Annotated in this window: 20 protein-coding genes; 1 reads left to right on the top strand and 19 read right to left on the bottom strand. The window is 47.0% G+C overall.

Going from position 1 to position 23461, the window contains the following annotated elements; translation table 11 throughout:
- Positions 1–11: 11 nt before the first annotated feature.
- The 8 genes from C3B52_RS11575 to C3B52_RS11540 all read right to left on the bottom strand — a co-directional run bounded on the left by C3B52_RS11575 (position 12) and on the right by C3B52_RS11540 (position 8401).
- Positions 12–1595, bottom strand: a complete 1584-nt coding sequence (locus tag C3B52_RS11575; protein ID WP_103106241.1) for a SagB family peptide dehydrogenase — start codon at positions 1593–1595, stop codon at positions 12–14.
- A 22-nt stretch (positions 1596–1617) separates the two neighbouring features.
- The gene (locus C3B52_RS11570) at positions 1618–3513 is read right to left on the bottom strand and encodes a TOMM precursor leader peptide-binding protein (protein ID WP_103106472.1); all 1896 of its coding nucleotides are present in this window, start codon (positions 3511–3513) and stop codon (positions 1618–1620) included.
- 44 nt (positions 3514–3557) lie between these two features.
- Entirely contained in the window at positions 3558–5504 is a 1947-nt protein-coding gene (locus C3B52_RS11565) for a putative thiazole-containing bacteriocin maturation protein (protein ID WP_103106240.1), read from the bottom strand.
- Between the two features lie 158 nt (positions 5505–5662).
- Positions 5663–5962, bottom strand: a complete 300-nt coding sequence (locus C3B52_RS38175) for a heterocycloanthracin/sonorensin family bacteriocin (RefSeq protein ID WP_103106239.1) — start codon at positions 5960–5962, stop codon at positions 5663–5665.
- Between the two features lie 113 nt (positions 5963–6075).
- A complete protein-coding gene (locus C3B52_RS11555) occupies positions 6076–6798 on the bottom strand; it encodes an SDR family oxidoreductase (RefSeq protein ID WP_103106238.1) in 723 nt (240 codons plus the stop codon).
- 1 nt (position 6799) lies between these two features.
- Positions 6800–7012, bottom strand: coding sequence for an RNA polymerase sigma factor (locus C3B52_RS38170; protein WP_373419720.1), 213 nt, complete (start codon positions 7010–7012; stop codon positions 6800–6802).
- A gap of 8 nt (positions 7013–7020) precedes the next feature.
- Positions 7021–7380 carry an RNA polymerase sigma factor gene (locus tag C3B52_RS11545; protein WP_103106236.1) on the bottom strand — a complete coding sequence of 120 codons (360 nt, stop codon included), beginning with the start codon at positions 7378–7380 and terminating at the stop codon, positions 7021–7023.
- 127 nt (positions 7381–7507) lie between these two features.
- Positions 7508–8401 carry a cupredoxin domain-containing protein gene (locus C3B52_RS11540; RefSeq protein ID WP_103106235.1) on the bottom strand — a complete coding sequence of 298 codons (894 nt, stop codon included), beginning with the start codon at positions 8399–8401 and terminating at the stop codon, positions 7508–7510.
- Between the two features lie 323 nt (positions 8402–8724).
- On the opposite strand from C3B52_RS11540, the gene C3B52_RS11535 reads away from it, so the two are divergent.
- Positions 8725–9474 (top strand): GTP pyrophosphokinase, encoded by a 750-nt coding sequence (locus C3B52_RS11535; RefSeq protein WP_103106234.1) that lies wholly within the window; start codon positions 8725–8727, stop codon positions 9472–9474.
- Between the two features lie 710 nt (positions 9475–10184).
- On the opposite strand, the gene accC is transcribed toward C3B52_RS11535, so the two are convergent.
- The 11 genes from accC to C3B52_RS11475 all read right to left on the bottom strand — a co-directional run bounded on the left by accC (position 10185) and on the right by C3B52_RS11475 (position 23424).
- Positions 10185–11531, bottom strand: coding sequence for an acetyl-CoA carboxylase biotin carboxylase subunit (gene accC / locus C3B52_RS11525; protein WP_103106232.1), 1347 nt, complete (start codon positions 11529–11531; stop codon positions 10185–10187).
- Positions 11532–11545: 14 nt separating this feature from the next.
- Positions 11546–12001 carry an acetyl-CoA carboxylase biotin carboxyl carrier protein gene (locus tag C3B52_RS11520; RefSeq protein ID WP_103106231.1) on the bottom strand — a complete coding sequence of 152 codons (456 nt, stop codon included), beginning with the start codon at positions 11999–12001 and terminating at the stop codon, positions 11546–11548.
- 41 nt (positions 12002–12042) lie between these two features.
- Positions 12043–13584, bottom strand: a complete 1542-nt coding sequence (locus C3B52_RS11515) for an acyl-CoA carboxylase subunit beta (RefSeq protein ID WP_201264879.1) — start codon at positions 13582–13584, stop codon at positions 12043–12045.
- 25 nt (positions 13585–13609) lie between these two features.
- Positions 13610–14662, bottom strand: a complete 1053-nt coding sequence (gene meaB, locus C3B52_RS11510; RefSeq protein WP_103106229.1) for a methylmalonyl Co-A mutase-associated GTPase MeaB — start codon at positions 14660–14662, stop codon at positions 13610–13612.
- Positions 14659–16845, bottom strand: coding sequence for a methylmalonyl-CoA mutase (scpA, locus tag C3B52_RS11505; protein WP_103106228.1), 2187 nt, complete (start codon positions 16843–16845; stop codon positions 14659–14661). Before scpA ends, meaB begins: the two co-directional genes overlap by 4 nt.
- Positions 16842–18965 carry a methylmalonyl-CoA mutase family protein gene (locus tag C3B52_RS11500; RefSeq protein WP_103106227.1) on the bottom strand — a complete coding sequence of 708 codons (2124 nt, stop codon included), beginning with the start codon at positions 18963–18965 and terminating at the stop codon, positions 16842–16844. The genes scpA and C3B52_RS11500 overlap by 4 nt, the downstream gene beginning before the upstream one ends.
- A 39-nt stretch (positions 18966–19004) precedes the next feature.
- Positions 19005–19511 (bottom strand): acetyl-CoA carboxylase biotin carboxyl carrier protein, encoded by a 507-nt coding sequence (gene accB / locus C3B52_RS11495; protein WP_103106226.1) that lies wholly within the window; start codon positions 19509–19511, stop codon positions 19005–19007.
- A gap of 247 nt (positions 19512–19758) precedes the next feature.
- Entirely contained in the window at positions 19759–20406 is a 648-nt protein-coding gene (locus C3B52_RS11490) for a TetR/AcrR family transcriptional regulator (RefSeq protein WP_164684758.1), read from the bottom strand.
- Positions 20407–20525: 119 nt separating this feature from the next.
- Complete coding sequence (locus tag C3B52_RS11485) at positions 20526–21428, bottom strand: M15 family metallopeptidase (RefSeq protein WP_103106224.1); 903 nt, start codon at positions 21426–21428, stop codon at positions 20526–20528.
- 169 nt (positions 21429–21597) lie between these two features.
- Positions 21598–22335, bottom strand: a complete 738-nt coding sequence (locus C3B52_RS11480) for a hypothetical protein (RefSeq protein ID WP_103106223.1) — start codon at positions 22333–22335, stop codon at positions 21598–21600.
- A gap of 159 nt (positions 22336–22494) precedes the next feature.
- Positions 22495–23424, bottom strand: a complete 930-nt coding sequence (locus C3B52_RS11475) for a bile acid:sodium symporter family protein (RefSeq protein WP_103106222.1) — start codon at positions 23422–23424, stop codon at positions 22495–22497.
- Between the last annotated feature and the right edge of the window lie 37 nt (positions 23425–23461).

The following is a 23461-nucleotide window of genomic DNA, read 5'->3' as shown; positions in this document are numbered from 1 at the left end:
TGATCTGTCTTTTATCCATGCAAGCCTCCTTGCAACCGCGGACGATGGCGATAAGGACCTACTGGTATTTGAATCAGGCTTGTTTTCTGTTTGGATCGGATTTGATAAATTTCGTCGCATAGACGCGCATCATATCCGAGCAAAGGATGCCCTCCCATACCGCACGAATAGGCAGACATCAGCAAGCGCTGGACAACTATGCCTGCCTCCATCTGTTGAATACGATAACCCCGTGGCCCGCTCTGACTCATCTGATGATCAATGTCGCCAATCACATGAAAGCACAACGGAACCTGATACAAATTCACGTTATCCATCGACAATCCCAGCTGTAGCTTTAGTCGATGATCACCGTGTTGAATGAGAGCAAGCGAGTTACCCTGGTAATCAAAATGGTACGCCCCATCCACAAGTCCCTCAACCTGATGAAGACAAACAGATAACGCTAAACGCTTCGCTATCATCTCCTGTCCGTCTCCCAGATCATTCCGGTACGAGAAGGAGCCTATGGCTTCATGCAGCAATCTCGAGAGTTGTGAAAGCTGGATCGTTCCCTTCATAAAGTCTATTTCAGGCGATAATCGATTCCGACAATATTGTGCAAAATTGATCTCCGGCCAATCCTCAACAGGCAAAGAAATTCGTGAACCATTTACTCTTGACGGATTGGTGACAACAACACTGGAAAAAGAGCCGGTGGATTCGAGCATCGCGGCCTCATTCATCCTGCGGGGCAGCAGCGGATCTTTTCTATTCTTCGATTTCACGTAATGAGCATGAAAAAGCTGTGGCAGCTCTTTGATTAGCTCTGACGCAGTTACAGCTTTCTCCTGCCTCTTTAATGAATCCCAAGCCAAATCATGTACACTAAGATGGACTATGGCGTAGACGCTCTCTTCCTGTTCCGATAACCCAAGCAGATGATTAACCGCACGGTCCAAAAATTGAAAGCAAATCCCAGATGAAATACCAACCTCCTTCGTCACAGACAACAATTGCCCGAGCAGCACGCCCGCATCCAGTCCCTGCAGTCGGTACGAAAAATGATGGTACTTAAAGAAATTTTTCCAAAAAAAGGCAGATATAAATATAGCTCCAAAACAAGCGTTCAGGTCACAATTCCCTCCTACTGCCCTGGTGAGGTACGAATCAAAATTACCCTCTCGCAAGAGTACCAAGCGATGGTGCGCTGCATCGTAGTGATAGATACCATGACCAAGGTCATTCAGCTTCAAATATACATACAATTCGCTAGGATACAACGCCCCACCCGAAGGAAGAAACCGCCGTTTAGACTGGAAATATAGAACTTCATCCTCTTCGGAAGCTATTGGCATCACATCTTGGCTCAGCTGCGTAACACCATACGTATACCACAAAATAGCACCTAGCTGTGAAAAGCTTGGCTCATTGCAATCACTCAGCAATTTTTGCTTCATGAGCGTCAACGGAATTTCCGTAGGAAGCGATAGAGTGGGCAAACCCCGATACAGCTTGTATGGGAGCGGAGCATCCTCCCAGTCAACATCTATGTCAGGAGGATTGACCTTTTCAATGTCAAAATGAAGGTGGTGGATAAAGGAATCCAGACTCATCCTGCTTCCTCCCAGCTGATCTTTATGGAAATGGATGGGGATGCGGATTTAATTGGTCATCGCGAAGTGGTTCCTTTACATACCCCAGTGTAACAGGAACCTGTCGCACTCTTTTCAAGCCATCTATACGTGTGAGATGATGTCCAAATGTCATAGGAAGCATCCCTGGAATGAGCACACGTACGCAAGTCAGTCCATTTCTCCGAACGTCAGGGGTAGTTTGGTCAACAACAATCACATCCATATCCAGGTTCCGAAAAATTTGGAGCAAGTCACGCAAATCATCTGTGAGGTCTTCATGCTTCTTCCTTGCTGTGAACGCTTCAGCGAATGTCTGCATCGGTCTGGTGTCATCGAGTAAAAAATGAAGACGTTCCTCTGACTCTGGCAAGCTATAGAGCATCGCATGATCATCCATTTTCTTCACAAGAGAAGAGTCGTGGAGCATGCGGAGGTATTTTTCCCGATTCGCCTCGAATTTGTCAGACAATCCAATCAACATGGCTGCTGACTCATGAAGCGAGCTTTTCACCGCACGGATCGGATCTGGATGTGCTCCACCAGCGCAAATCAAATTGAGCCCTTTTTGCGTACGGTTCTTCGCGATTGTCCAGACGCTCGGGATACCGTTTTCCATCGTCGCATTGTAGATGAAAAAGTCGTAGTCAGTAACAGTCTGCAGTCGATCGATCATCAATTGGAGCTCTCGATCTTCTGCAGAAGACGGATCAAGTCTCGGCAAGCGCAATTGTGCATACCAAGTTAATAAAAACGCATCACGTTCGACGACTTCAAGGATTCCGTAAAAAATCGCTTCCTCTAGACTCCCGCCGAGTGCACAGCCATTGGATGTCTCAAAAACAATTCCTTCCCCGTAGCCCAGACTGTAGTAAGCGATCAATTCCGGCACTAAAATAGGGCGCTCCTGTAAAAAAGAGTAAGCCCAAACCCAGTTCATCGGTCGCTTGGGTTCAAAAGGGCGGAAAGGAAAGCCTTGCTGGGCATACTGCTCCTCTGAATGCAAGCCAACCAATCTCGGATCAAGGGCATGCTCTGCCAAATTTTCGTAGCAGTCATGAACGACCGTGCGTTTGCCACGCGGAGCAAGACCACAATATCGCTCCACCCCTTCCAAAATGGCCGTCAACTCGCTGTCTGCATACGAATTCGTTCTGCCAGCCGTGCCTTCATCCTGCGTGAACAAAGGCAAATTGACGCTGACATCTGCAAACACGGAGGTAAGATCACGCATTTTTCTATTTATAAAGCCGATTCGCGAATCCAAATACTCTGATTCCAATGCCTTTTTCAAGTCATGCATCGATTTTGTTCGATAGCTGTCCGGATTTGGCTTTGGATTCGCATGTAAGGTAATCCGCGCTTGTTCCGGTGTGTCTTCTGGCAATGGACTGCATACGGGACATAAGGGATCAGCGAGAAAAAAGTGCCGCGTACTCGTCATCGACTGCAAATCAATGATCTGGACATGTTCATGAAGCTGTAGTTTCTCCCCCTTTACAAGCCGGTGTACTTCTGCTTTTACATATTCGGTAACCTGTATGAGACCATTATGAGAAATCCAAGCATCTCTTTGAAACCCACCGGTTGTGCTGAGCCTGGACTGAATCCCCCACATCTCCTTGCGATCTCTGCCTGCCATGAGGCGCCGCATATCCGCGCACGTAGAGCACCCAGGAATACCGGGACGTACCACGGGACCGACGATTGCCTCTCCGAACGAAACGAAGGTACGTAACCATGTAATGCCTGCGGACTGCAGCCATTTTTCCATCTCAAGACTTTCGGTAGGATGCCAAGCATCATGCATGTCAAGTACGAGAGTCACATGAGGCATATCCGGGTTCCAGACTGATTGGCGAATGATATCGTACTCCATTTCTAAATGCTCAGATACCATTTTTGCCAGTAAACCTTCACCAATCACTGTGATTTTCGTGTTTTTCACGGTGTCCCCTCCTCTCTAAGCAACAGAGCGAACACCCCACCGAGTCCTTCTTTCAAGAATGGTTCAACTGCCGCAGAACATACAACTGGGTACTTGTTATGTCGCTTCAGAATGATTTGCGCCTCTTTCCATCTATCGCTTTCCGTCACACCATTTTGGGAAGAGAATGCCCACTCTATTTCTGACTCGGTCAAATTAATCGCATGTCTTGACAAGGAATACATCTCTTTGTTGTACATCAGTTGATTCTGTACCTCCGTCAGTGCATATAGCAAGGCACTGCGCAAAGCCTGTGTATCATCCAAACCGACACTGCCATGCCAGCCTTTTTTCGTGCAAACCCAATACACAGGAAATCCCAGTACCTTCTCACCTATCCCGATGAGCGGCTTTTCTCCCAAGGTAGCTAGTGAACGCAAATAAAATTGAGACCTTTCATCATCCAGCGACGTGATTTGCACCCGTGTAGCTCTCGTGATTTTTCTCCCCTGTTGTTTCCCATATACCTCTGTCAAGCAGTGACGAAGCGCCCTGCAAAGCCCCTCCTCCACCGTTTCTCCCGCCCCGATGCCAACAGCTTCTTGGAATGCGAGAGGCAGATCCTTTTGCTCATGCAGTAGCTGTTGAACTATCCGCGACACATACATCTCTACACCAGTCAGGCCCGCTTCTTTGCGCGCTTCGTCATGGGTGAGACCGGCACACACAACAACTGGCAAAAGCTCAGCGGGCCCAGCCGAAAGTGGATCCACTGACTGAACCTGGCATTGAGCGAGGGGCAGCTGCTTTAACTCTCCCTCTTCCCAGGTATGAAAAATTCCTGTTTCCCCACACGTCCACGACTGAAAAACGGAATGGTAGCTCCCCGACGCTTGTTGTTTTTCACTAGCCTGCAAAAGCAGCTCGCTTGGATTAACCTCTTGCAGCTTTTCCGGTCCTTTTACCAGCGGATGGGGGAAAAAGGATTTCCATCCCCCTTCTAATGTCTCCAGATTCAATAAATACAGCTGGTTAGTTGTTTCGGAGGTAGATACTCCTGTTGTGTACTTGAACCATTCAAAAACAATCACATTTGCCAAAAGCGCAGCAGCCGTCATTGAAAAAGAATGCTGCTTGGTATCCTCGTTATGCGAGCCTTGATGCAAGCGACGCCATCCCGTTTCAAAGCATGCCTCGGAGGATGAGTGAACCAATGGACCTGCTATCCCTCTCTGGCAAGAAAACGTTGCCGGGATAAATACTTTACCATTCTCTCTGCAGAGCGACTGGAGGGCTGCAAGCTCATCTAGCTCTCCCTTCTCCGATACGTATAAGACAGCTGAAAAGGGGGATATCGCCTCCCGCCACGTAGCTTGTGTCTGCTCGCCCATGTATAGCTCGGTCACCTCTACATCGGGATCATTTTGTCGCGCATAGGCAATCAGCTCCTCCAAACGCTTTCGATTGGTGTGATCGTTGTCTGTGATCCAATAGTGAAATTGTGCCTTCCCAGACTCCAGCAATGCCGATATCAAGGCAAGAAAAAACGGTCCAGAACCGACAGCCAAAGCTTTTTCGCTACGATACGACTGAAAGCGATACCCCCCAGAACCCTTCAGCTCGTCTAAAAACGCGATTTGCGCTCCATATACCTCTTGTACATGATTGGGCAACTGATGAGGTATATCTTCGCTCTTGTCCTGAACAAATCCATTCTGAAACAGACTGCTTGCTATTTGGTATATATGCTTCTGGTATTCTTCCGGCAGATCGTCCGTTAATTCTTCGAGGGTGTGCTCCCCATTGAACACAGGAAGCAGCTGCTCGACCCACTGGTCAATCATTTCACCTTCCATCTGAAAGGTTCCGATGTTATTGCGAAAATACACGCTTCCATCCGGATTCGGCAAATAAAACGTGTCACGCTTCACTTTTAGACGCATCGATGGATTCAAATTCGCCATATTATCCCTCCTTACCTCGAATCTTCTACCACTTGCGTCATGTGTGTGTCACGCTCATTCTATGATTCGCTCTTTGTCCATCATTCCAACAGAAAAAGGCAAAGCTCCTGTCGCTTTTGTAACGCTTGACAGGAGCTTTGTACTGGAGGCTAACCTTTTCAATAATTCGTATTACAACGGTTGGATATCGGAATGACTACAAAGCAACTGCATGAGCAGGTACAGAAGCAGCTGCATGAACAACTGCAAGAACAACTGCACGAGCAGCTGCATGAACAACTGCACGAGCAACTGCAACTACAGCGACCACAGCGTCCAAATCCACCACATCTTCCATGACTACAACCATGTCGTACCATAGTGCCTTCGTTTATACTTTGCTTATCCCAAGGTGTTACTTTATCTGACTTGAATTCAGCTGCTTTGAGCTTTTTTACCTCTTTTTTAAAATCATCCATCCCTTTCACCTCCGCCACTTCGTGTTGCTACTCTACATTTATGAAGCGACTATGGGTGTTCGTTCCTATTGCATGAGCCCAATTTTTAATTGGAATGATGGGCTGCTCTGTTACTAAGTAAGGAGAGACCCTCCATCGACTGACAGTACCGTGCCTGTAGTGTAACGGTTCTGCATCAGGTACAGAGCGGCATCTGCAATATCCTCTGGCCTCCCTATGCGTTTTACTGGTAACGTTTTTTCTAAATGCTCCACCATTTCATCTCGTTTCTCACCGAAAATAGAGTCTAGCAAAGGGGTATTGACCGCTCCAGCACTGATCGTGTTTACACGGATCGGAGAAAGCTCTACCGCTAAGCTTCGGCACAATGCTTCAACTGCAGCCCCTGACGCTGCAGCAACTGCACCCCCAGATGTTGGTTTCCACGTTGACGTACCGGACATAAAGGTAATGGAACCATTCTCACTCATTTTTGGTGCCGCGTATTTGGCCGCGTAATAGGAGCCCCAGAATCTGCTCTCCATCGCTATTTTCAATACGTCACTATCTGTTTCCAGGATTGGGCCCATGACAACATCGGCTGCGGATATAAATAAGTGGTCTACATGCTCTAACTGTGCAAACATATTTTGAACGGAGGATTCATCTGTCATTTGTACCACGAAGGTTTGTAAACGATGCCCAATTGCTTTTCTAGCTTCCGCTAGCTTAGACACTGAACGCCCGGCAATGACTACATGAGCGCCTTTCGTGTATGCTGCCTGTGCGGTGGCGAATCCGATGCCTGAGGTTCCCCCAATAATGACGATGACTTTTTCTTTCCACAAAAAATCCATCCTATACGCCCCTCGTTACTCCGTTTTGAATAATCAAGTCCTCTGCTCTAACCTGAATACCTTCACTCATAAGCAGTTTAGATAGTTGTCGCCGCGCTCTGTGTAGCCTCGATTTAACAGTACCAATAGAAATTTGCAGAATATGGGCGATTTCTTCCATACTCCTCTCATATTTTGCATCCAGCACAAATACGTCCTGAAAGCTTGAAGGCAGCGTACCTACTAGCTCGCAGATTGTCTTTTTGTCATTATTCTTAAAAAATCGTTTTCAGCGGAAGGACTTGCTTCGATATATCGGAGAGTCGTGGTTTCCAGCCCTATTCGCTTGTCTAAGCATTTGCGTCTGTAATCATGGGATACGTTTCGGGTAATGGTAAACAGCCATGTTCTAAGCGAGGATTCTTGGCGGAATGAAAACAATGCTTTCCATGCCTTTAAGAAAACCTCCTGCGTGATTTCATCAGCCCAGTCTTGTTTCCCCGTGATAAAGTAAGCGTAATTCCAGACATCCTGTTGATGCGCAGTCATGGTTTCTACCAGCTGAGATTTTTCTAATCGGGAAAAATCTTGATGCTCCTTCATATAAGACCTCCTTTCACCGCATTAGACCTTTCTCGAAATGAAAAAGTTCCCTTGGTATAAGGCTTTATTTTATAAACATGAAAAAGGCATATTCGAACGGCTATCTGGTCCGGAAAAGACAATCCGTCTATTTTACAATCAGGCTCCCTACCATTCCCTTTTCTTTGTGACCCGGTATCGTGCAGTAAAAAGGGTACACGCCCTCAGCCGTAGCTCGAATCATATACGATACACTCTCTCCAGGCTGCGCATACAAATGCAGCTCACCTGTCGACTTGGCGTCATGCATATGCACATGCGCGGAAGAGTCTGCGTCTGGTACCACGACGATATTTCCTTTAGAGACGATTTCTACGACATGCTCGAGCTTTCCTTGATTATGGTACGTCACCTTTACTTCCTCCCCCTTTTTCAGCACAATTTGCTGGGGATGATAGAAATAATCAGATGCCACGAGCTCGACGCTTTGTTTTGCTTCCTGCCTAGGAGGATGGGATGACACCGGAAAGGATTGAAACCATAGAAACACGCCAATTAGTAGCATTGCCCCAACTAGAGGATGCTGCAAGCCAAAGCGTTTTTGTGGATGACCCTTCTCATCTGTAGAAATCGCGATCTGTCTGGTCAGGAGCATGATGCAAAACGTGTAGAGCATGATGAACAAAAATAAGAGAGGCTCTACCTGTTCGTAAGGAACCATTTCCCCGAGCATCGCCCCCATCATTCCAGCCATTAACCCTGCAAGTGCTCCTTCGATCATGGTCAGAATGGATAGAGGAATTCCGAAAATCAATCCGGAAAAAGTACCTATCGCAATGGACAGCATCGTCGAATAGGCAAGCTCGCCTTTGAACAAGACCCCCAGTACCAGTCCAGCGATCAGTCCAACCATCATCCCGAGAGTCATTCCACTTACCATGCAGATCATCGGTTCGAGCTTATTTCGCTTGCGCCAAACAAACCAAGTGAAGCATACGTATGTGAAAATCAGATAGAACAACACTTGTGCTGTAGCGTCCATGATACCACCCCGTAGTATATTTACCTCTCTAAAGGATATGACCACTGCAGACAAAACAGGACAACTAGTATGCCGTCCATTTAAAATACTAGAAACACTTTGCGCAAGGAATCGATGACCCACGAACTGGCTTTTGCATGAGCCGAGACGTTATACTATGAGAGGAGTAACTAACCTCCACGCACAGCCGTATTATCTATAGCTAGGTAAATACTTCGAAGCAGTCCTTTGCCAAAAACATATCTCGCTCTACGACACGTACAGCTTACCGTAGAGCTTAGCCGTTTTTTTGGACGCTATCCCCTATTGAAAGGATACATACGATGAACACATTACCAGTGGAACAATTTCGCAAATTCAAGAACGACATTACTCGATTTTTGATGGCATATAAATTTGCCCTAGATGCATTCGAAACAAAAATAGACATCCTAACCGAGGAATTTCAGCTTTTTCACGATTACAATCCAATCGAACATACGAAATCCAGGTTAAAATCGCCTGAAAGCATTTTGAAGAAGCTGTATAAAAAAGGGCTCGACATTTCGCTGCCAAGTATCAAAGCCAATATTACCGACATCGCAGGAATCAGAATTACCTGCTCCTTTATCGCCGATATCTATCGGATCAGCGATATGCTGCAAAACCAGAGTGATTTGAAAATTATCGAAATCGAGGACTACATCTCCCATCCGAAGCAAAACGGGTACCGCAGTCTGCACATGCTGGTTGAGATCCCGATTTACATGTCTGACAGACAGGAAAACGTATGCGTCGAAGTACAGATTCGCACAATCGCGATGGATTTCTGGGCAAGTCTGGAGCATAAAATCTATTACAAATACAATCGGACAGTCCCCCCTACTCTTCTTCAGGAATTAAAGGAAGCATCCGACTCTGCCGCTGCTCTCGATCGAAAAATGGAACGCCTGCATAATGAGATCAGTGAAGTAAAGGATGCGCAGGCAGAGGAATGGGGAGAAGATTTGAAGCAGATCAGTATAAGCAACCAGCAATTTCAGTTGCCTGAAGCGCTGCTTCGATTGCTGAGCGATCGTCCTAATAACGTATAGTCCACTGCGGCACGACATCTAAAAACCAGATCATACGAGCAAAATGGCTGCCCAGCACAGTAGGTGCAGCCATTTTACTTATTCCAAACCACCAAAATTAATAGCAAATTGATTGCTTTGTTTAACTTGGTTCATATCTAAAGCTGCAACTATATTCGTTTAGAAGACAGTATTGAAAGATTGACATATGCTAAAGTTGCCCGTTGTAAATTTTTTTCTTATCCGTTGCTCACCGTATTTAACCAATCGAGTGATGTGTTGCTGCACAAATATTTCAAAATGTAGTCCGAACCACAATTTTCATATGTCATACCGATAGCAAAGGAGTGACAAGTAGGATCAGTTACACAGTAATTTTCCAATAGGATATTGAGAATATTAAAATTACTTTTTTACCTCACCTGTGTTGGTGAGGTATTTTTTCTCCGATTTTTGCAGGCCCAACTAGTACTTTTCCAAATTACCGTAGTGGTAAGTCATATCTTTTCGTCATCATTTATTTCGTGGACAATTCGACGTTTAGGAAGCAATTCGTTTAACACTTCTTCTTTCGTTCGTCGAAGCAATAGCCCCTCGCGACAAAGATGATCCCCGAGGTAACTTTTGAAAGAGTCAGCAAAATAACGACCTCGGGAAGTACCAGATGGAAAAAAGCTCTGTAACAGCAAGGAAATTGCCATTACAAAGCTTTTAATCGTTACAGGCGCCATTTACAGCTCCAACGTATGCTTCTCCAAAAAGTTAGTAGCGAAATTGCCTTCTACAAAATCAGGATGCTCCAACAGCTTTTCATGGAAAGGAATCGTCGTGTGGACACCTTCGATCACAAATTCGCCGAGCGCTCGCTTCATACGGGCAATCGCTTCATTGCGATCTTTGCCCCAAACGATCAGCTTGGCTACCATGGAATCGTAGAACGGAGAGATTTCATAACCCGGATATACCGCGCTGTCTACACGCACTCCATACCCGCCTGGCGGCAAATAGTTTGCTACTTTCCCTGGGGAAGGCATAAAGTTTTTGGCTGGATTCTCCGCATTAATCCTGCATTCAATCGCCCAACCATCAATGTGTACATCCTCCTGTGAAAAGGAAAGCGGGTTGCCTGCTGCTACGGCAATTTGTTCTTTAATGAGATCAATTCCGGTAATCATCTCTGTTACGGGATGCTCAACCTGAATACGTGTATTCATTTCCATAAAATAAAATTGTCCATGCTTATCCAGCAAAAATTCGACCGTTCCAGCACCATGGTAGTTTACAGCTTTTGCTGCAGCTACAGCGGCTTGCCCCATTTTTTCTCGAAGCGATTCGTCCAATGCTGGAGATGGTGCTTCCTCGACCAACTTTTGATGACGTCTCTGGATGGAACAATCACGCTCACCCAAGTAAACGGCATTGCCGTGTTTATCGCCCATGATCTGAATTTCTACATGGCGAGGCTCCTCCACGTATTTCTCCAAATAAACACCGGCATTGCCAAATGCCGTTTCTGCTTCTTTTTGCGCCTGACGGATGGATTTTTCCAGCTCCTCCACGTCATGTGCCACGCGCATTCCTCTACCGCCGCCACCAGCAGTCGCTTTTACAATGACGGGGTACCCGATTTCTTTTGCTACCTCGAGTGCTTCCTCGATATCGTCAATCAATCCGTCTGTACCAGGGACCAAAGGAACGTTTGCCAAGCTCATCGTCGTTTTCGCTACCGACTTATCTCCCATTTTGGAAATCGCTTCTGGGTCAGGCCCGATGAACGTAATCGAGCAATCTTGGCACAGCTGCGCAAATGACGCATTCTCAGCTAAAAAGCCGTATCCAGGATGGATTGCGTCTGCTTTTGTATGCAAAGCGACCGTCATGATGCGAGCCATATTCAAATAGCTGTCTTTGGAGGCTGTCGGACCGATGCAATACGCTTCGTCTGCCAGCTCCACGTGCAGTGCCTCACGATCTGCCTCGGAGTAAACGGCAACGGTAGCAATTCCTAATTCTCTGCAAGCACGAATAATTCTGACGGCGATTTCACCGCGGTTGGCAACTAAGACTTTTGTAAACATTTCGGTGCCCCTCCCTAGTATGGTTTGATCGCCAGTAATGCTTTACCAAAGTCTACAAACTGGCCATCCATCACGAGTATTTCTGTAATTTCTCCGTTAACGGGAGAAAGGATGTCGGAGGTTAGCTGCAAAGCATCAACTGTACAACGCCCGACCCGTTCACCGGCTGTAACCGCTTGTCCCAGAGTCACATCAGCATGAAAAAGTCCAACGCCAGGTGAGACAACCAGTTGTGTCTCTTCAACCGAAGCTGGTTGTTCTTGTGGTTCCACAGCTGCTTCTGCAGTAGCGGCCGCCTCCTGGTAGCCGCTTTCTGCTTCCTTCACCTGCAAAGTTTGTTCAGAGGAAGCAATAATTACAGGCGCTCCCTTTTTAATTACGATGCTGGTTTTGCCATTTTGCCACTCCAGCTCTTCAATGGAAGACTGGTTCACCAGCTTGATAAATTCCCGTAGGTCATGAAGCTTCATTCCCGATTCTCCCCTTTTCTACGTATAAGCAATTATATTTCTTACAATGGGATGTTCCCATGCTTTTTATAGGGACGCTCCTCTTTTTTGTTTCGCAGCATTTCCAGTGCTTCTGCAACCTTTTTCCGTGTTTCGCGTGGATCAATGACATCATCGACCATGCCGAGACTCGCCGCCACATATGGATTCGCAAACTTATCACGGTAAAGGGCGATTTTCTCAGCTCTTGTCGCCACAGGATCAGCGCTTTGCTCAATTTCCTTTGCAAAAATAATGTTCGCTGCACCCTCTGGACCCATTACAGCAATCTCTGCATTCGGCCATGCGTAAACGACATCGGCACCGATCGATTTGGAGTTGAGGGCAACATAAGCTCCGCCGTAAGCCTTGCGTAAAATCACGGTAATTTTCGGCACAGTCGCTTCAGAATAGGCATACAAAATTTTGGCACCGTGGCGGATGATGCCGCCGTGCTCCTGATTGACACCCGGGAAGAAGCCAGAAACATCCTCAAACGTCAACAGCGGGATATTGAAGCAATCGCAGAAGCGAATGAAACGAGCCAGTTTATCGGACGAATGAATATCGAGTCCACCTGCCATGACCTTTGGCTGGTTGGCGATGATTCCTACACTATGTCCATCAATACGTGCCAATCCAATCACGATGTTACGGGCAAAATTGGGCTGAACCTCCATGAAATCGCCATGATCTACGATTTTTTCGATGACCTTGCGTACATCGTACACCTTGGTGCTCTCGGCAGGGACAAGCTCGATGAGTTCCTCTTGCCAATCCTCGCGAGCCCCTGGCTCTACCACTGGTGCACGATCCTGGTTGTTTTGTGGCAAGAAGCTCAGCAGTCTGCGCACACCTTCCAATACCTCTTGCTCGGATTCAGCTGTAAAGTGCGCGTTTCCACTCACCGATGAATGAACCTTGGCTCCGCCCAAATCTTCAGCAGAGATTTTCTCACCTGTTACCGTTTCAATTACCTTTGGTCCTGTAATAAACATCTGACTTGTCTTTTCAACCATGAACACAAAATCTGTAATTGCTGGTGAATATACGGCGCCACCTGCACACGGTCCTAGGATCACAGAAATTTGCGGGATGACGCCCGAGTAAATCGCGTTCCGGTAAAAAATCGTCCCGTAGCCATCCAGTGAGCTGACTCCTTCCTGGATGCGCGCACCGCCAGAATCATTTAGCCCGATGAAAGGAGCCCCATTTTTCGCCGCAAGGTCCATCACTTTGGCAATTTTCATGGCATGCATCTCGCCAAGCGCACCGCCAAATACTGTAAAGTCCTGGGCGAACAAATAGACAGGGCGACCATTAATTTTTCCGTAGCCTGTCACCACGCCTTCTCCTGGCGCTTCCGTTTGATCCAGCCCAAAATGGGTAGCACGGTGCTCTACAAACGGATTCAGCTCCATAAAGGTGTCCGGGTCAAGCAACAGCTCGATACGTTCACGTGCAGTCAACTTGCCACGGTTGTGCTGTGCGTCGATTCTTGCATCGCCACCACCCAGCTGGATTTTATACTTTCGCTCCATCAGCTCATCGATTTTTTCATACATATTGCTCACACGTCCGACCTTCTCTCTATTCCTTTTTCGAGATTGCATTTTCAAAGACAGCAATTAGCTGCTGTACGGCACTCGTAGGAGACAGCTGACCACTCGTGACTGCCCCCTCCATTTGCGGCAGAAGGTGTGCAATCTGTGGATGGTTGAAAAACATGCTTCGTAAATATTCCTGCGTCATGCTGTGCATCCAATCGAGCGACTGTGCTTTGCGGCGGGCAGCAAAGCCACCTGTCTGTGTCGTCTTATCGCGAAAATCTGTCACGACATGCCATATATCCTCGATCCCTTCACCGGTCAGAGCCGAACACATATATGCTTTTGTTTCCCAACCTACCGTTGCTGGCTGCAAATAGTGCAGAGCACGATTATACTCGCCCTTTGCAATCAGTGCCCGTGTGCGGTTCTCTCCATCTGCCTTGTTGATTAAGAGGGCATCCGCGATTTCAATGACACCCTTCTTGATCCCTTGCAGCTCATCTCCAGCTCCTGTCAGCATGAGTAGCAAAAAGAAATCGACCATGGACCTGACTGTCGTTTCACTTTGCCCGACACCGACTGTCTCTATTAAAATCACATCGTAGCCTGCAGCTTCACAGATGAGCATGGTTTCTCGCGTTTTCCGATTGACCCCACCCAATGTGCCACCTGTTGCAGACGGTCTAATAAAGGCATGCGGATTTCGCGACAGCAGCTCCATCCGCGTCTTGTCTCCTAATATACTGCCGCGTGTCACGGTACTGCTCGGATCGACGGCTAAAACGGCTACGCGATGTCCTTTTTCGCAAAGCATGGTGCCGAACTCTTCAATGAACGTACTCTTTCCAGCACCGGGAACCCCCGTAATCCCGATTCGAATCGAATTGCCGGTATGGGCTAGAAGCTTTTTGATCACTTCCTGCGCCATATCCATATGAACCGGTGAATTACTTTCTACGAGCGTGATCGCTTGAGCAAGGATCGTCCGATTGTTTTCGAGAACACCTTGTACAAACTGATCAACGCTGAGTTTGGGTAGACGGACTTTCGAAGAAAAGGTCAAGGAAGTTTTATCGCTTGCACCATCACTCATAGACTCCCAGCCTCCAGGCGGCGCACAACCTCTTGCAGTACATTTTGAGCCGCGATCGGAATCACTGTTCCCGGTCCAAAAATGGCCGCCGCACCGTGTTCTTTCAAGAATGTGTAGTCTTGTGGCGGAATGACACCACCGATGACGACAACAATATCCTCGCGACCAAGCTTTTTCAGTTCGTCAACGAGCTGAGGCAATAATGTTTTGTGTCCTGCTGCCAGCGAGCTAAAACCAATGACGTGAACATCGTTCTCTACCGCTTGCTTAGCCGTTTCCTCTGGCGTTTGGAACAGCGGTCCGATATCAACGTCAAAGCCTAAATCTGCAAATGCAGTAGCAATGACCTTGGCACCTCTGTCATGTCCATCCTGACCCATTTTTGCGATCATAATACGAGGGCGTCTACCTTCCCATTGCTCAAACTCGTCAGCCATCCTGCGAACCGCAGCTACCTCGTCAGCATCCGCATATTCTGAGCTGTACACACCGTTGATGGAACGGATGACAGCCTTGTGGCGACCGACAACCTTTTCATAAGCATCCGAGATCTCACCTAAAGATGCTCGCGCGCGAGCCGCTTCGATCGCTAGTTCCAGCAAATTGCCTTCTCCAGTCTCGGCACATCTCGTAATTGCTTGTAATGCTGTCTGAACTCTCGCTTCGTCCCTATTTGCCCGCAGCTCCTGCAATCGCTTCAGCTGTGCTTCACGTACAGCTGTGTTATCGACTTCGAGAATCTCCAGCGGATCTTCCTTATCGAGGCGATATTTATTCACACCGATAATGGCTTCTTTAGCTGAATCAATATGCGCTTGTCGGCGTGCTGCTGCCTCTTCGATCTTCATTTTGGGCAATCCGGTTTCGATCGCTTTTGCCATGCCGCCAAGTGCCTCAATTTCTTCAATATGCTCCCAGGCTCGCTCGACCAATTGCTTGGTCAGTGATTCGACATAGTAGGAACCAGCCCACGGATCGACGACTTTGGTGATTTGCGTCTCGTCTTGCAAAAATAATTGTGTGTTGCGGGCGATGCGTGCGGAAAAATCTGTCGGCAAGGCAATCGCTTCATCGAGTGCGTTGGTATGCAATGACTGAGTATGCCCGAGGGCAGCCGCCATCGCCTCCACGCACGTACGGACAACATTATTAAATGGGTCCTGTTCAGTCAAGCTCCAGCCGGAAGTCTGCGAGTGTGTTCGCAGTGCCATCGACTTTTCGTTCTTCGGATTGAATTGCTTGATGAGATTCGCCCAAATCAGGCGTCCAGCTCTCATCTTTGCGATCTCCATAAAGTAGTTCATTCCGATCGCCCAGAAAAAGGACAACCGCGGTGCAAAGGCATCAATATCGATTCCTGCTTTTAAACCAGTTCGTACATACTCCAGCCCATCCGCTAATGTGTACGCGAGCTCGATATCAGCAGTTGCCCCTGCTTCTTGCATGTGGTACCCGGAAATACTGATGCTGTTGAATTTGGGCATATGCTTGGAGGTGTACGCAAATATATCGGAAATAATTTTCATCGATGCTTCTGGTGGATAAATGTACGTATTGCGCACCATGTATTCTTTGAGAATGTCGTTTTGAATCGTTCCGGTCAGCTCAGCCTGGGAAACGCCCTGCTCCTCGGCTGCCACAATGTAAAACGCCATGATTGGGAGCACAGCACCGTTCATCGTCATGGAAACCGACATTTTATCCAGCGGGATACCGTCGAACAAAATTTTCATGTCCAGAATCGAATCAACAGCTACGCCTGCTTTTCCTACGTCCCCCACGACTCTCGGGTGATCGGAATCATAGCCTCTGTGTGTTGCCAGGTCAAATGCGATGGAAAGCCCCTTTTGCCCAGCAGCCAAATTGCGGCGGTAGAAGGCGTTGCTTTCCTCAGCTGTTGAAAATCCGGCGTACTGACGAACCGTCCATGGCTGTGCCACGTACATCGTCGGATACGGTCCACGGAAATAAGGTGGCAGACCAGGCATATAGCCTAGATGCTCCATTCCTTCAATATCTTCTTTTGTATAAAGAGGCTTAACGGGAATTTTCTCCATCGTTTGCCATATTTGCTCATCCAATACTTTCTTGGCTTCGTCACTTAATGCTTGGCTCGGGAACAAATCGGATATGTCCCGTTTTGCACGATATGGCACCTTTGAAAAATCAGGCCTCAGCTTCATGAGATCACTCCTATCCGTTCCTGGAGTTGGCGCAGCATTTGGTAGCAGTTTGTTCGGACATGAATACAATCATCGACTCCATGTGACTGATAGCTCGCCAGCTGTTCTGCGTCAGGTATTCCGGCGATCATCACGATCATTTGCGGATTCGACTTTTTGATCGCTTGTGCCAAAGAAGGTACCAGCTCCGGGTAGCTCGCATCATCGGAGCAAATTACCGTTATTGCTGCCCCTGACTGTACAGCGGATTGCGCTGCATCCTCTGGTGTTGAAAACTGGTGCTCGCGAATGACATTAAAACCGCCAACGGCAAAAAACTCTGCAGAAAAGTCTGCTCTTGCCTTATGTTTAGAGACAGGACCCATGTTGGCCAAAAAGACTCCCGGCCTTTTTCCTGTCTTTTCCAAAAAGATATCTGAATGCTTGCGCAATGCTTCAAATGCCTCTGATGCCCGATGCAAGCGCAATGGCTGAATGACTGTTTCTACCTGATCCGACTTTCTCACTGCTTTGGATAAATCTCCGATGGTTGCTCCTGCGAGAGCTGCCTTTACCGCTAGTTCTACCGGATTGTCGTTTGTTCCAGCCAGTTGTTCCAGCTGTTTGGCAAAAATGCTTTGCTCCTTCTCAGCTCGATGAGATGCTAACGCTTCTTTCCGCTCATCGAAGATAGCTGGCAGTGTTTCTTTCTGAAGCGATTGCTCCTGAACATTTGCGTACATGTTTGTACCTACGATTCTTGCCTTCCGCTGCTCGATACTGGAGGACTTGGTTTTAGCTAACTGTTCGATCACAGTTTGCGGGGCTGCTGCTTTCAGGGAGTCTAGCATTCCGCCCTTTTCCTCTGTTTGCAAAAAAAGCTCCCACGCCTTTTTGGCCAGCGCATCCGTCAGCCATTCTACGTACCAGGAACCGCCCGCAGGGTCAACCACTTTGGACAAATGCGCTTCCTGTTCTAAAATAATTTGGGTATTTCTCGCGATCCGCCTTGAAAACTCATTCGCTGGGCGAAACGCTTCATCAAAAGCAGAGACGTGCAGACTGTCTACTCCGCCAACAACCGCTGAAAACGCTTCCGTAGTAGAACGAAGTAGGTTTACATAAGGATCGAGTACCGTTTTTGTCCAAGCAGAGGTTCTCGCATGTATCGTCATCTTTTGTGATTCAGTAGAACCGCCATAGGAAGATATGATGTTTGACCAAAGCATTCTTGCTGCTCTGAGCTTGGCAATTTCCATAAAAACGTCAGATCCAATGGCGTATGAAAACTGAATGCGTGGTGCAATCTCATCAATTGACAACCCACGTTCAAGCAATGCCTGAATATACTCAACACCGGTCGCCAATGAAAAGGCAAGCTCTGTGACTGCATTCCCACCCGCTTGGTGATACGGGTGAGCCCCAACGAGGATCGTTTTCAGTCGGGGTGCATGCTTGCTCGCCCATCGGGTAGAATGCGTCATCGCATCGAATGCGGTATTTATTGAGAAAGGCAGTTTTCCAGCTGTAAGTAATTCGTTGAAGGGATCTTGACCAATACATCCACAAAGCTTCATTGTATCCTTGCCAGCAGCTTCGACATGAGCAATAAATAGCGCAAGTATTGGTAAACCTAGTGCCCCTGCCTCTACATAAAGAGGAACCTTCTCCAGGTCAATCCCATGAAGAGCCACCTCTACATCTTCTTTGCGAAAAAGGGATAATCCTCTATCTCCAACCTGTTCCGCATTTGCTTCGCTCGGGTCCAGACCGATAGCAGTTGCCCGGTCCAAAACTATGTTTACCATTGTTTGTCCGCGCGCTAAATCGTGAAGCGCGGCTAGGTTAAATGCTTCCGCTGTATTCGCCACAATTTCCTGGCTGACATGCCAGCTTTGCGTCTGCCGTTCTTCAATTGCTTTGGTCCCGCGCACAAAGGGTGCCACTCCTGGCAAGTCAGCTGAGTGAGGTATTTTCTCCGTATCTTCTTTGCGATAAATCGGCTGTAACGTAATCCCCTCAACAGTCTTGGTCAAGAGCTTTGCGTCAAATGAAGCACCTTTCAGTGATTTCTCTGCAGCTGCTCTCCATTGTTCATACGTTGGCACAGAGAATTCTGTAAACAATGTGTCTTTATTCACGAAACCTGACCTCCCCCGGTTCACTCAATGCTATCGCTATTATACCCGCTTTACCAAGAACAATGGCTGTCCCTGATCGACTAATTGGCCGTTTTCCACTAATATTTGGACGATTTCGCCCTTGACTTCAGCTTCAATTTCATTAAACAGCTTCATGGCTTCCACGATACATACAATTGTAGTCGGTTGAACTTGATCATGTACAGAGACGTATGGAGCTGCATCTACTGCTGGAGCTGCATAAAAAGTACCGACCATGGGAGACGTAATTTTGTACAGGTTTTCTGTGTCTTCAACTTGCGAAGCAGGTGGTTGCACAGGAGTGGCAGATGGAGCGGCTTGCACAGGTTTCTCTGCCTTTGGTGGGGCGATTGGGGTAACAACAGCGAGCTTTGCCGGAGTTACAGGAGCTTGAACCACTACAGGCTGCTCGCCAAGTCTTCTTTTTATCGATAAACGAGAATCTTCATTTTTCACTTCGAATGATTCTACATCGGTTTGTTCCAATAGCTTTACAAGTTCTCTCAGTTCATAAATGGTAAGCACAATGATTCCTCCTGTTATCCATGTCAGCTTGTAATTCGATACAAACCGACTGGTTGGTTTTGTACTATCGCGCAGGACCGACCAGTTGGTCTCACGATCATTATACCAAATGTCTGAATAATAGTACAGACCAACCAGTTGGTCTGTAGAGTTCATTTTTTAAAATAAGGCTGCCAAGCGACTAGGACCCTGCTGTTCTACACTAGCTGAGCATAGCCGCTGTTTCCTTGGCCATCCACCTTTTTCCTTACAATGGCTTATACGGAAATTCCGGATGTTGTAAGAAAAAGCGATTAAAATCCGGGTTTTCCATCGCATCACGCTTTAATACCGAATGCAGCACCATATCCGCGTAAATATCAGCAATCTGTTCGATTGAATACGTACCTGACTTTTGATACCACTTGTAAATCCAGTTGACCATTCCAAAAATCGCCATGGATACAATCGGGACAGGCAGCTCGGGGCGGAATTCACCTGATGCGATACCGTCCTGAATCACAGTAAACATGATTTGTTTGTAGCGATCCCTTTTTACCTCGATATCCTTGAAGTACTCTGGAGAGAGGAATAAGCTCTCCTGGTAAAAAATGGTTACCTGTGAGCGGTACAAATCGATCATCATTACGAAGGATTTCACGATCGCTTGCAGTCGTTCTGTCGGCGTATCCCATTGCTCGTAAGCTTCCTCTGCCTTTTCCAATACGTATGTAATAAATTGATCATGAATGATGTAGAGCAGTTCATCCTTGGACTTAAAGTTGTGGTAGAAGCCCCCTTTTGATGTTCCGCTTTCCTTTACAATCTGATCAACGGTCACCCGATGATACCCATTCGCTTCAAACAAGCGCATGGATGTTTCAATAATTCGTTCTCTGATTGATTTTTCGCTCATTATCTTCACCCGTGATCATTATAGCATAGTTTTTCAAAAATCAGACTGTGTGAAGTGAGAGGTCTCGATAAAGCAAAGAGCCGGTCTAGCCAGCTCTTTGTTTTCGTTATATTTGCCTCTTAATTGCTTTCTGCCGTGACAGGAACAGCACCGAAGTATTCTTCCAGTGTGATCCCCTTTTCACTAATCTCTTTTGCTACATCAACGCCAACGTAGCGAATATGCCATGGCTCATACATATAGCCGGTAATCCCATCTTTTCCTTCAGGATAGCGGATGATGTAACCAAACTCCGCGGAATGCTGGGCGAGCCACTCTGCTTCCTTAGTACCGCCAAAACAGCTTTCAGCGGCACACTTTCCATTAATACCGGAGACGTCAATCGAAAGACCTGTTTCATGCTCACTGGTACCAGGAACTGCACTGTACGTACGTGCTTTCTCCAGCCCGTCTTTTTGGACGTAGCGATTAAACAGAGCTTTTTGGTAGGCATGAGAGCGGTAAGCAGATACGCCTGCCAGTGAAACACCATCCGTTTTCGCAGCAGCGAACAATTGTTGAAGTGCTTCTGCCGCTTCCTTGCGCATTTTTCGCTTCTCACTCTTTTCCGGGAGCAAAAACGGAACATTGGGAAATACCAAATCATTTGGTGTATAGTTTTCTGGCAGCTTCTGCTGTTTGTTGACCAGTACTGTCATGCTTTGTGGCTCAGCTACAACCGCTAAGTCTGGCAGTTCTATCGAGTCAGAAGGTTTTTTTGCTGGTTCTTGTTCGGGCGGTTTAGTTTCGGCTGGTTTTTCTTGCTCTGCCGGTTGCTCTTTTACCGGTTCAGCTCCAGACTCATTCGACTCTGTCGGCTTAGTTTCCGCTGGTGGGGATGGTTCCGGCTGCACGCTAGGCGTTTCAGGCGTGCTCGTTTCGGGTTGACCAGGTGCAGCCAGACTGCTGCAGCCAGCGAGTAATACGATGGCAGATGTCACCAGTGCAAGCTGGTACTTTTTTCGGTTATGTAGAATGTTCATCGTGACGTTCCTTTCGCTTGGGCTAGGTGAAGCGGAGAGCCCTTTTACTAATTGTGGATCCCTACCGCAAGCAGAGTACCTACTCATTATGACATAGTTCCCCCTATTTTCGTCACATGAACCTGACATTTTATCACATTGAAATTTATTTCTTTCCAATAAACATCTGTTAGGGCGTATCCAAAAAGCTATACGGAGTTGGAATTTCATTGTAGTCTTCATCTGTCTCGTACAGGATGGACACCAATGACAGCGGTTGACAACCGTATTCTAGAAATGCGGTCGCTTCCCTTTCCTTCCCTTTATGCTTAAACGTAAATTCGATCAAGCCAAAGCTGGTTTTTGTAACATGAATTTCACTAGCGTCGGGAAGGTACTTGAGAACTGCGGGCTTAAACAAGTCCTCCGTCAAGCTCCCTACTATTCGATCTTGCACGATATCGTAATCGTACAAGATCGTTCCTCGGCTTCCTTCCACACGAGCAAGAATGGATGTACAATCTCCCCATGGACCACCATCAAATTCTTGATTGGTTATTTTCCCTGGATATGCTTTTGCAATGACAGGAAGAGCTGACTGTTCCGCTGCCATTTGTCTGCGCAAATGCTCCTGATACTCTCTTTCTTCTTCTGCTTTTATTGCCGCTTGCTGATGAACATCGATGCTAGGTAGCACAACCATGAGCAGAAGAACAATAAACCCGGCCACACTCCATTTTCTGCTGGAAAGCAGGAAAACCAAAAGCGGTCCACTTACAAGAGCAGGGAAATAGTAATTCAAGTTTCGATTATCCGTACCAAATAACGAAAATGTAAATACGTGATGATGAAAGAGGAGTTTGATATAGAAAATTGACAGAAAAATACCAGCTACCAGTTTACCGATTACCCAAGCTACCTTGATCAAAAACGTCCCTCGCTATCACATGTTTTTGGAAAAATCTCATGTCCCGACACAATCCCAAGCTATGTTTCTGTAAATTCCCATTTTTTCAAAAATGTAAACCATCATGTAAAAACCCTCATGAAAATCAATTGCTTGCCTTGATTCTCATGAGGGTTATGATTACTTCTCTTCTTTTTTGGCAAACCAGGTTGCCAGAACTGATCCGGAAATATTGTGCCATACACTAAAAATGGCACTTGGTACAGCCGCAAGCGGATTAAAGTGAGCCGCTGCCAAGGCAGCTCCAAGGCCGGAGTTTTGCATCCCCGTTTCTAAAGTGATGGCCTTACGCTTCGCAAGATTCAAGCCAAACAGCTTAGCAAATAGGTAGCCCAATAAATAGCCCAATACGTTATGCAAAATGACAACGGCAAAAATGATTAAGCCAGTTTCCACGATCTTACCTTTATTAATGGCAACCACGATGGCCACGATCAATACAATTGCGATGGTTGAAATGAGTGGTAATGCTTTTGCGCTCGCTTCCGCCTGTTTATGAAATAATGCCTTGACGATGACGCCGAGCACAATCGGAACGATGACGACCATTACGATATCCATGAACAATGATTGCGTATTGATCTCCATCCAATGACCGGCCAGTAGCGAAATGAGTGCAGGGGTGGCGATCGGTGCGATCAGCGTAGATACAGCTGCAACGGAAACACCTAAGGCTACATCCCCTTTGGAAAGGTACGTCATGACATTGGACGCGGTACCACTTGGACAGCAGCCTACCAAGATTACCCCAACTGCAATATCTGGCGGTAGATTGAGAACGACAGCCAAGACATAGGCAAGCGATGGCATGATGAGATAATGTCCAACCACTCCAATGAGAACGTCAACCGGACGACGAAAAACCTCTCGGAAATCAGCCGATGATAGAGTCAGCCCCATTCCGAACATAATCACGCCAAGCAAAATCGATATATACCCTTTTCCTCTAATAAAAGCTTCAGGTGCAAAAAATCCAAGAATGGCAAACAGAATTACCCAAATGGAAAAAGTGCCCCCAACAAATTTGCTTATTCTCTCTACGGTGTTCACTTTGTCTCTCTCCCACTTTTTATTTTAATTAAAAATA

The sequence above is a fragment of the Brevibacillus reuszeri genome, assembly GCF_002897295.1.
Lineage (GTDB): Bacteria > Bacillota > Bacilli > Brevibacillales > Brevibacillaceae > Brevibacillus > Brevibacillus reuszeri_A.
Note: the sequence above shows the minus strand (reverse complement) of the source record. Positions and strands in the feature narration are given on the sequence as shown.

What these genes read in the sequence shown, in the direction of transcription:
- C3B52_RS11575 (WP_103106241.1), bottom strand. Translation starts at nt 1,595, where the DNA reads ATGAGTCTGGATTCCTTTATCCACCACCTTCATTTTGACATTGAAAAG.
- C3B52_RS11570 (WP_103106472.1), bottom strand. Translation starts at nt 3,513, where the DNA reads ATGGTATCTGAGCATTTAGAAATGGAGTACGATATCATTCGCCAATCA.
- C3B52_RS11565 (WP_103106240.1), bottom strand. Translation starts at nt 5,504, where the DNA reads ATGGCGAATTTGAATCCATCGATGCGTCTAAAAGTGAAGCGTGACACG.
- C3B52_RS38175 (WP_103106239.1), bottom strand. Translation starts at nt 5,962, where the DNA reads ATGGATGATTTTAAAAAAGAGGTAAAAAAGCTCAAAGCAGCTGAATTC.
- C3B52_RS11555 (WP_103106238.1), bottom strand. Translation starts at nt 6,798, where the DNA reads ATGGATTTTTTGTGGAAAGAAAAAGTCATCGTCATTATTGGGGGAACC.
- C3B52_RS11545 (WP_103106236.1), bottom strand. Translation starts at nt 7,380, where the DNA reads ATGAAGGAGCATCAAGATTTTTCCCGATTAGAAAAATCTCAGCTGGTA.
- C3B52_RS11540 (WP_103106235.1), bottom strand. Translation starts at nt 8,401, where the DNA reads ATGGACGCTACAGCACAAGTGTTGTTCTATCTGATTTTCACATACGTA.
- C3B52_RS11535 (WP_103106234.1), top strand. Translation starts at nt 8,725, where the DNA reads ATGAACACATTACCAGTGGAACAATTTCGCAAATTCAAGAACGACATT.
- accC (WP_103106232.1), bottom strand. Translation starts at nt 11,531, where the DNA reads ATGTTTACAAAAGTCTTAGTTGCCAACCGCGGTGAAATCGCCGTCAGA.
- C3B52_RS11520 (WP_103106231.1), bottom strand. Translation starts at nt 12,001, where the DNA reads ATGAAGCTTCATGACCTACGGGAATTTATCAAGCTGGTGAACCAGTCT.
- C3B52_RS11515 (WP_201264879.1), bottom strand. Translation starts at nt 13,584, where the DNA reads ATGTATGAAAAAATCGATGAGCTGATGGAGCGAAAGTATAAAATCCAG.
- meaB (WP_103106229.1), bottom strand. Translation starts at nt 14,662, where the DNA reads ATGAGTGATGGTGCAAGCGATAAAACTTCCTTGACCTTTTCTTCGAAA.
- scpA (WP_103106228.1), bottom strand. Translation starts at nt 16,845, where the DNA reads ATGAAGCTGAGGCCTGATTTTTCAAAGGTGCCATATCGTGCAAAACGG.
- C3B52_RS11490 (WP_164684758.1), bottom strand. Translation starts at nt 20,406, where the DNA reads ATGAGCGAAAAATCAATCAGAGAACGAATTATTGAAACATCCATGCGC.
- C3B52_RS11485 (WP_103106224.1), bottom strand. Translation starts at nt 21,428, where the DNA reads ATGAACATTCTACATAACCGAAAAAAGTACCAGCTTGCACTGGTGACA.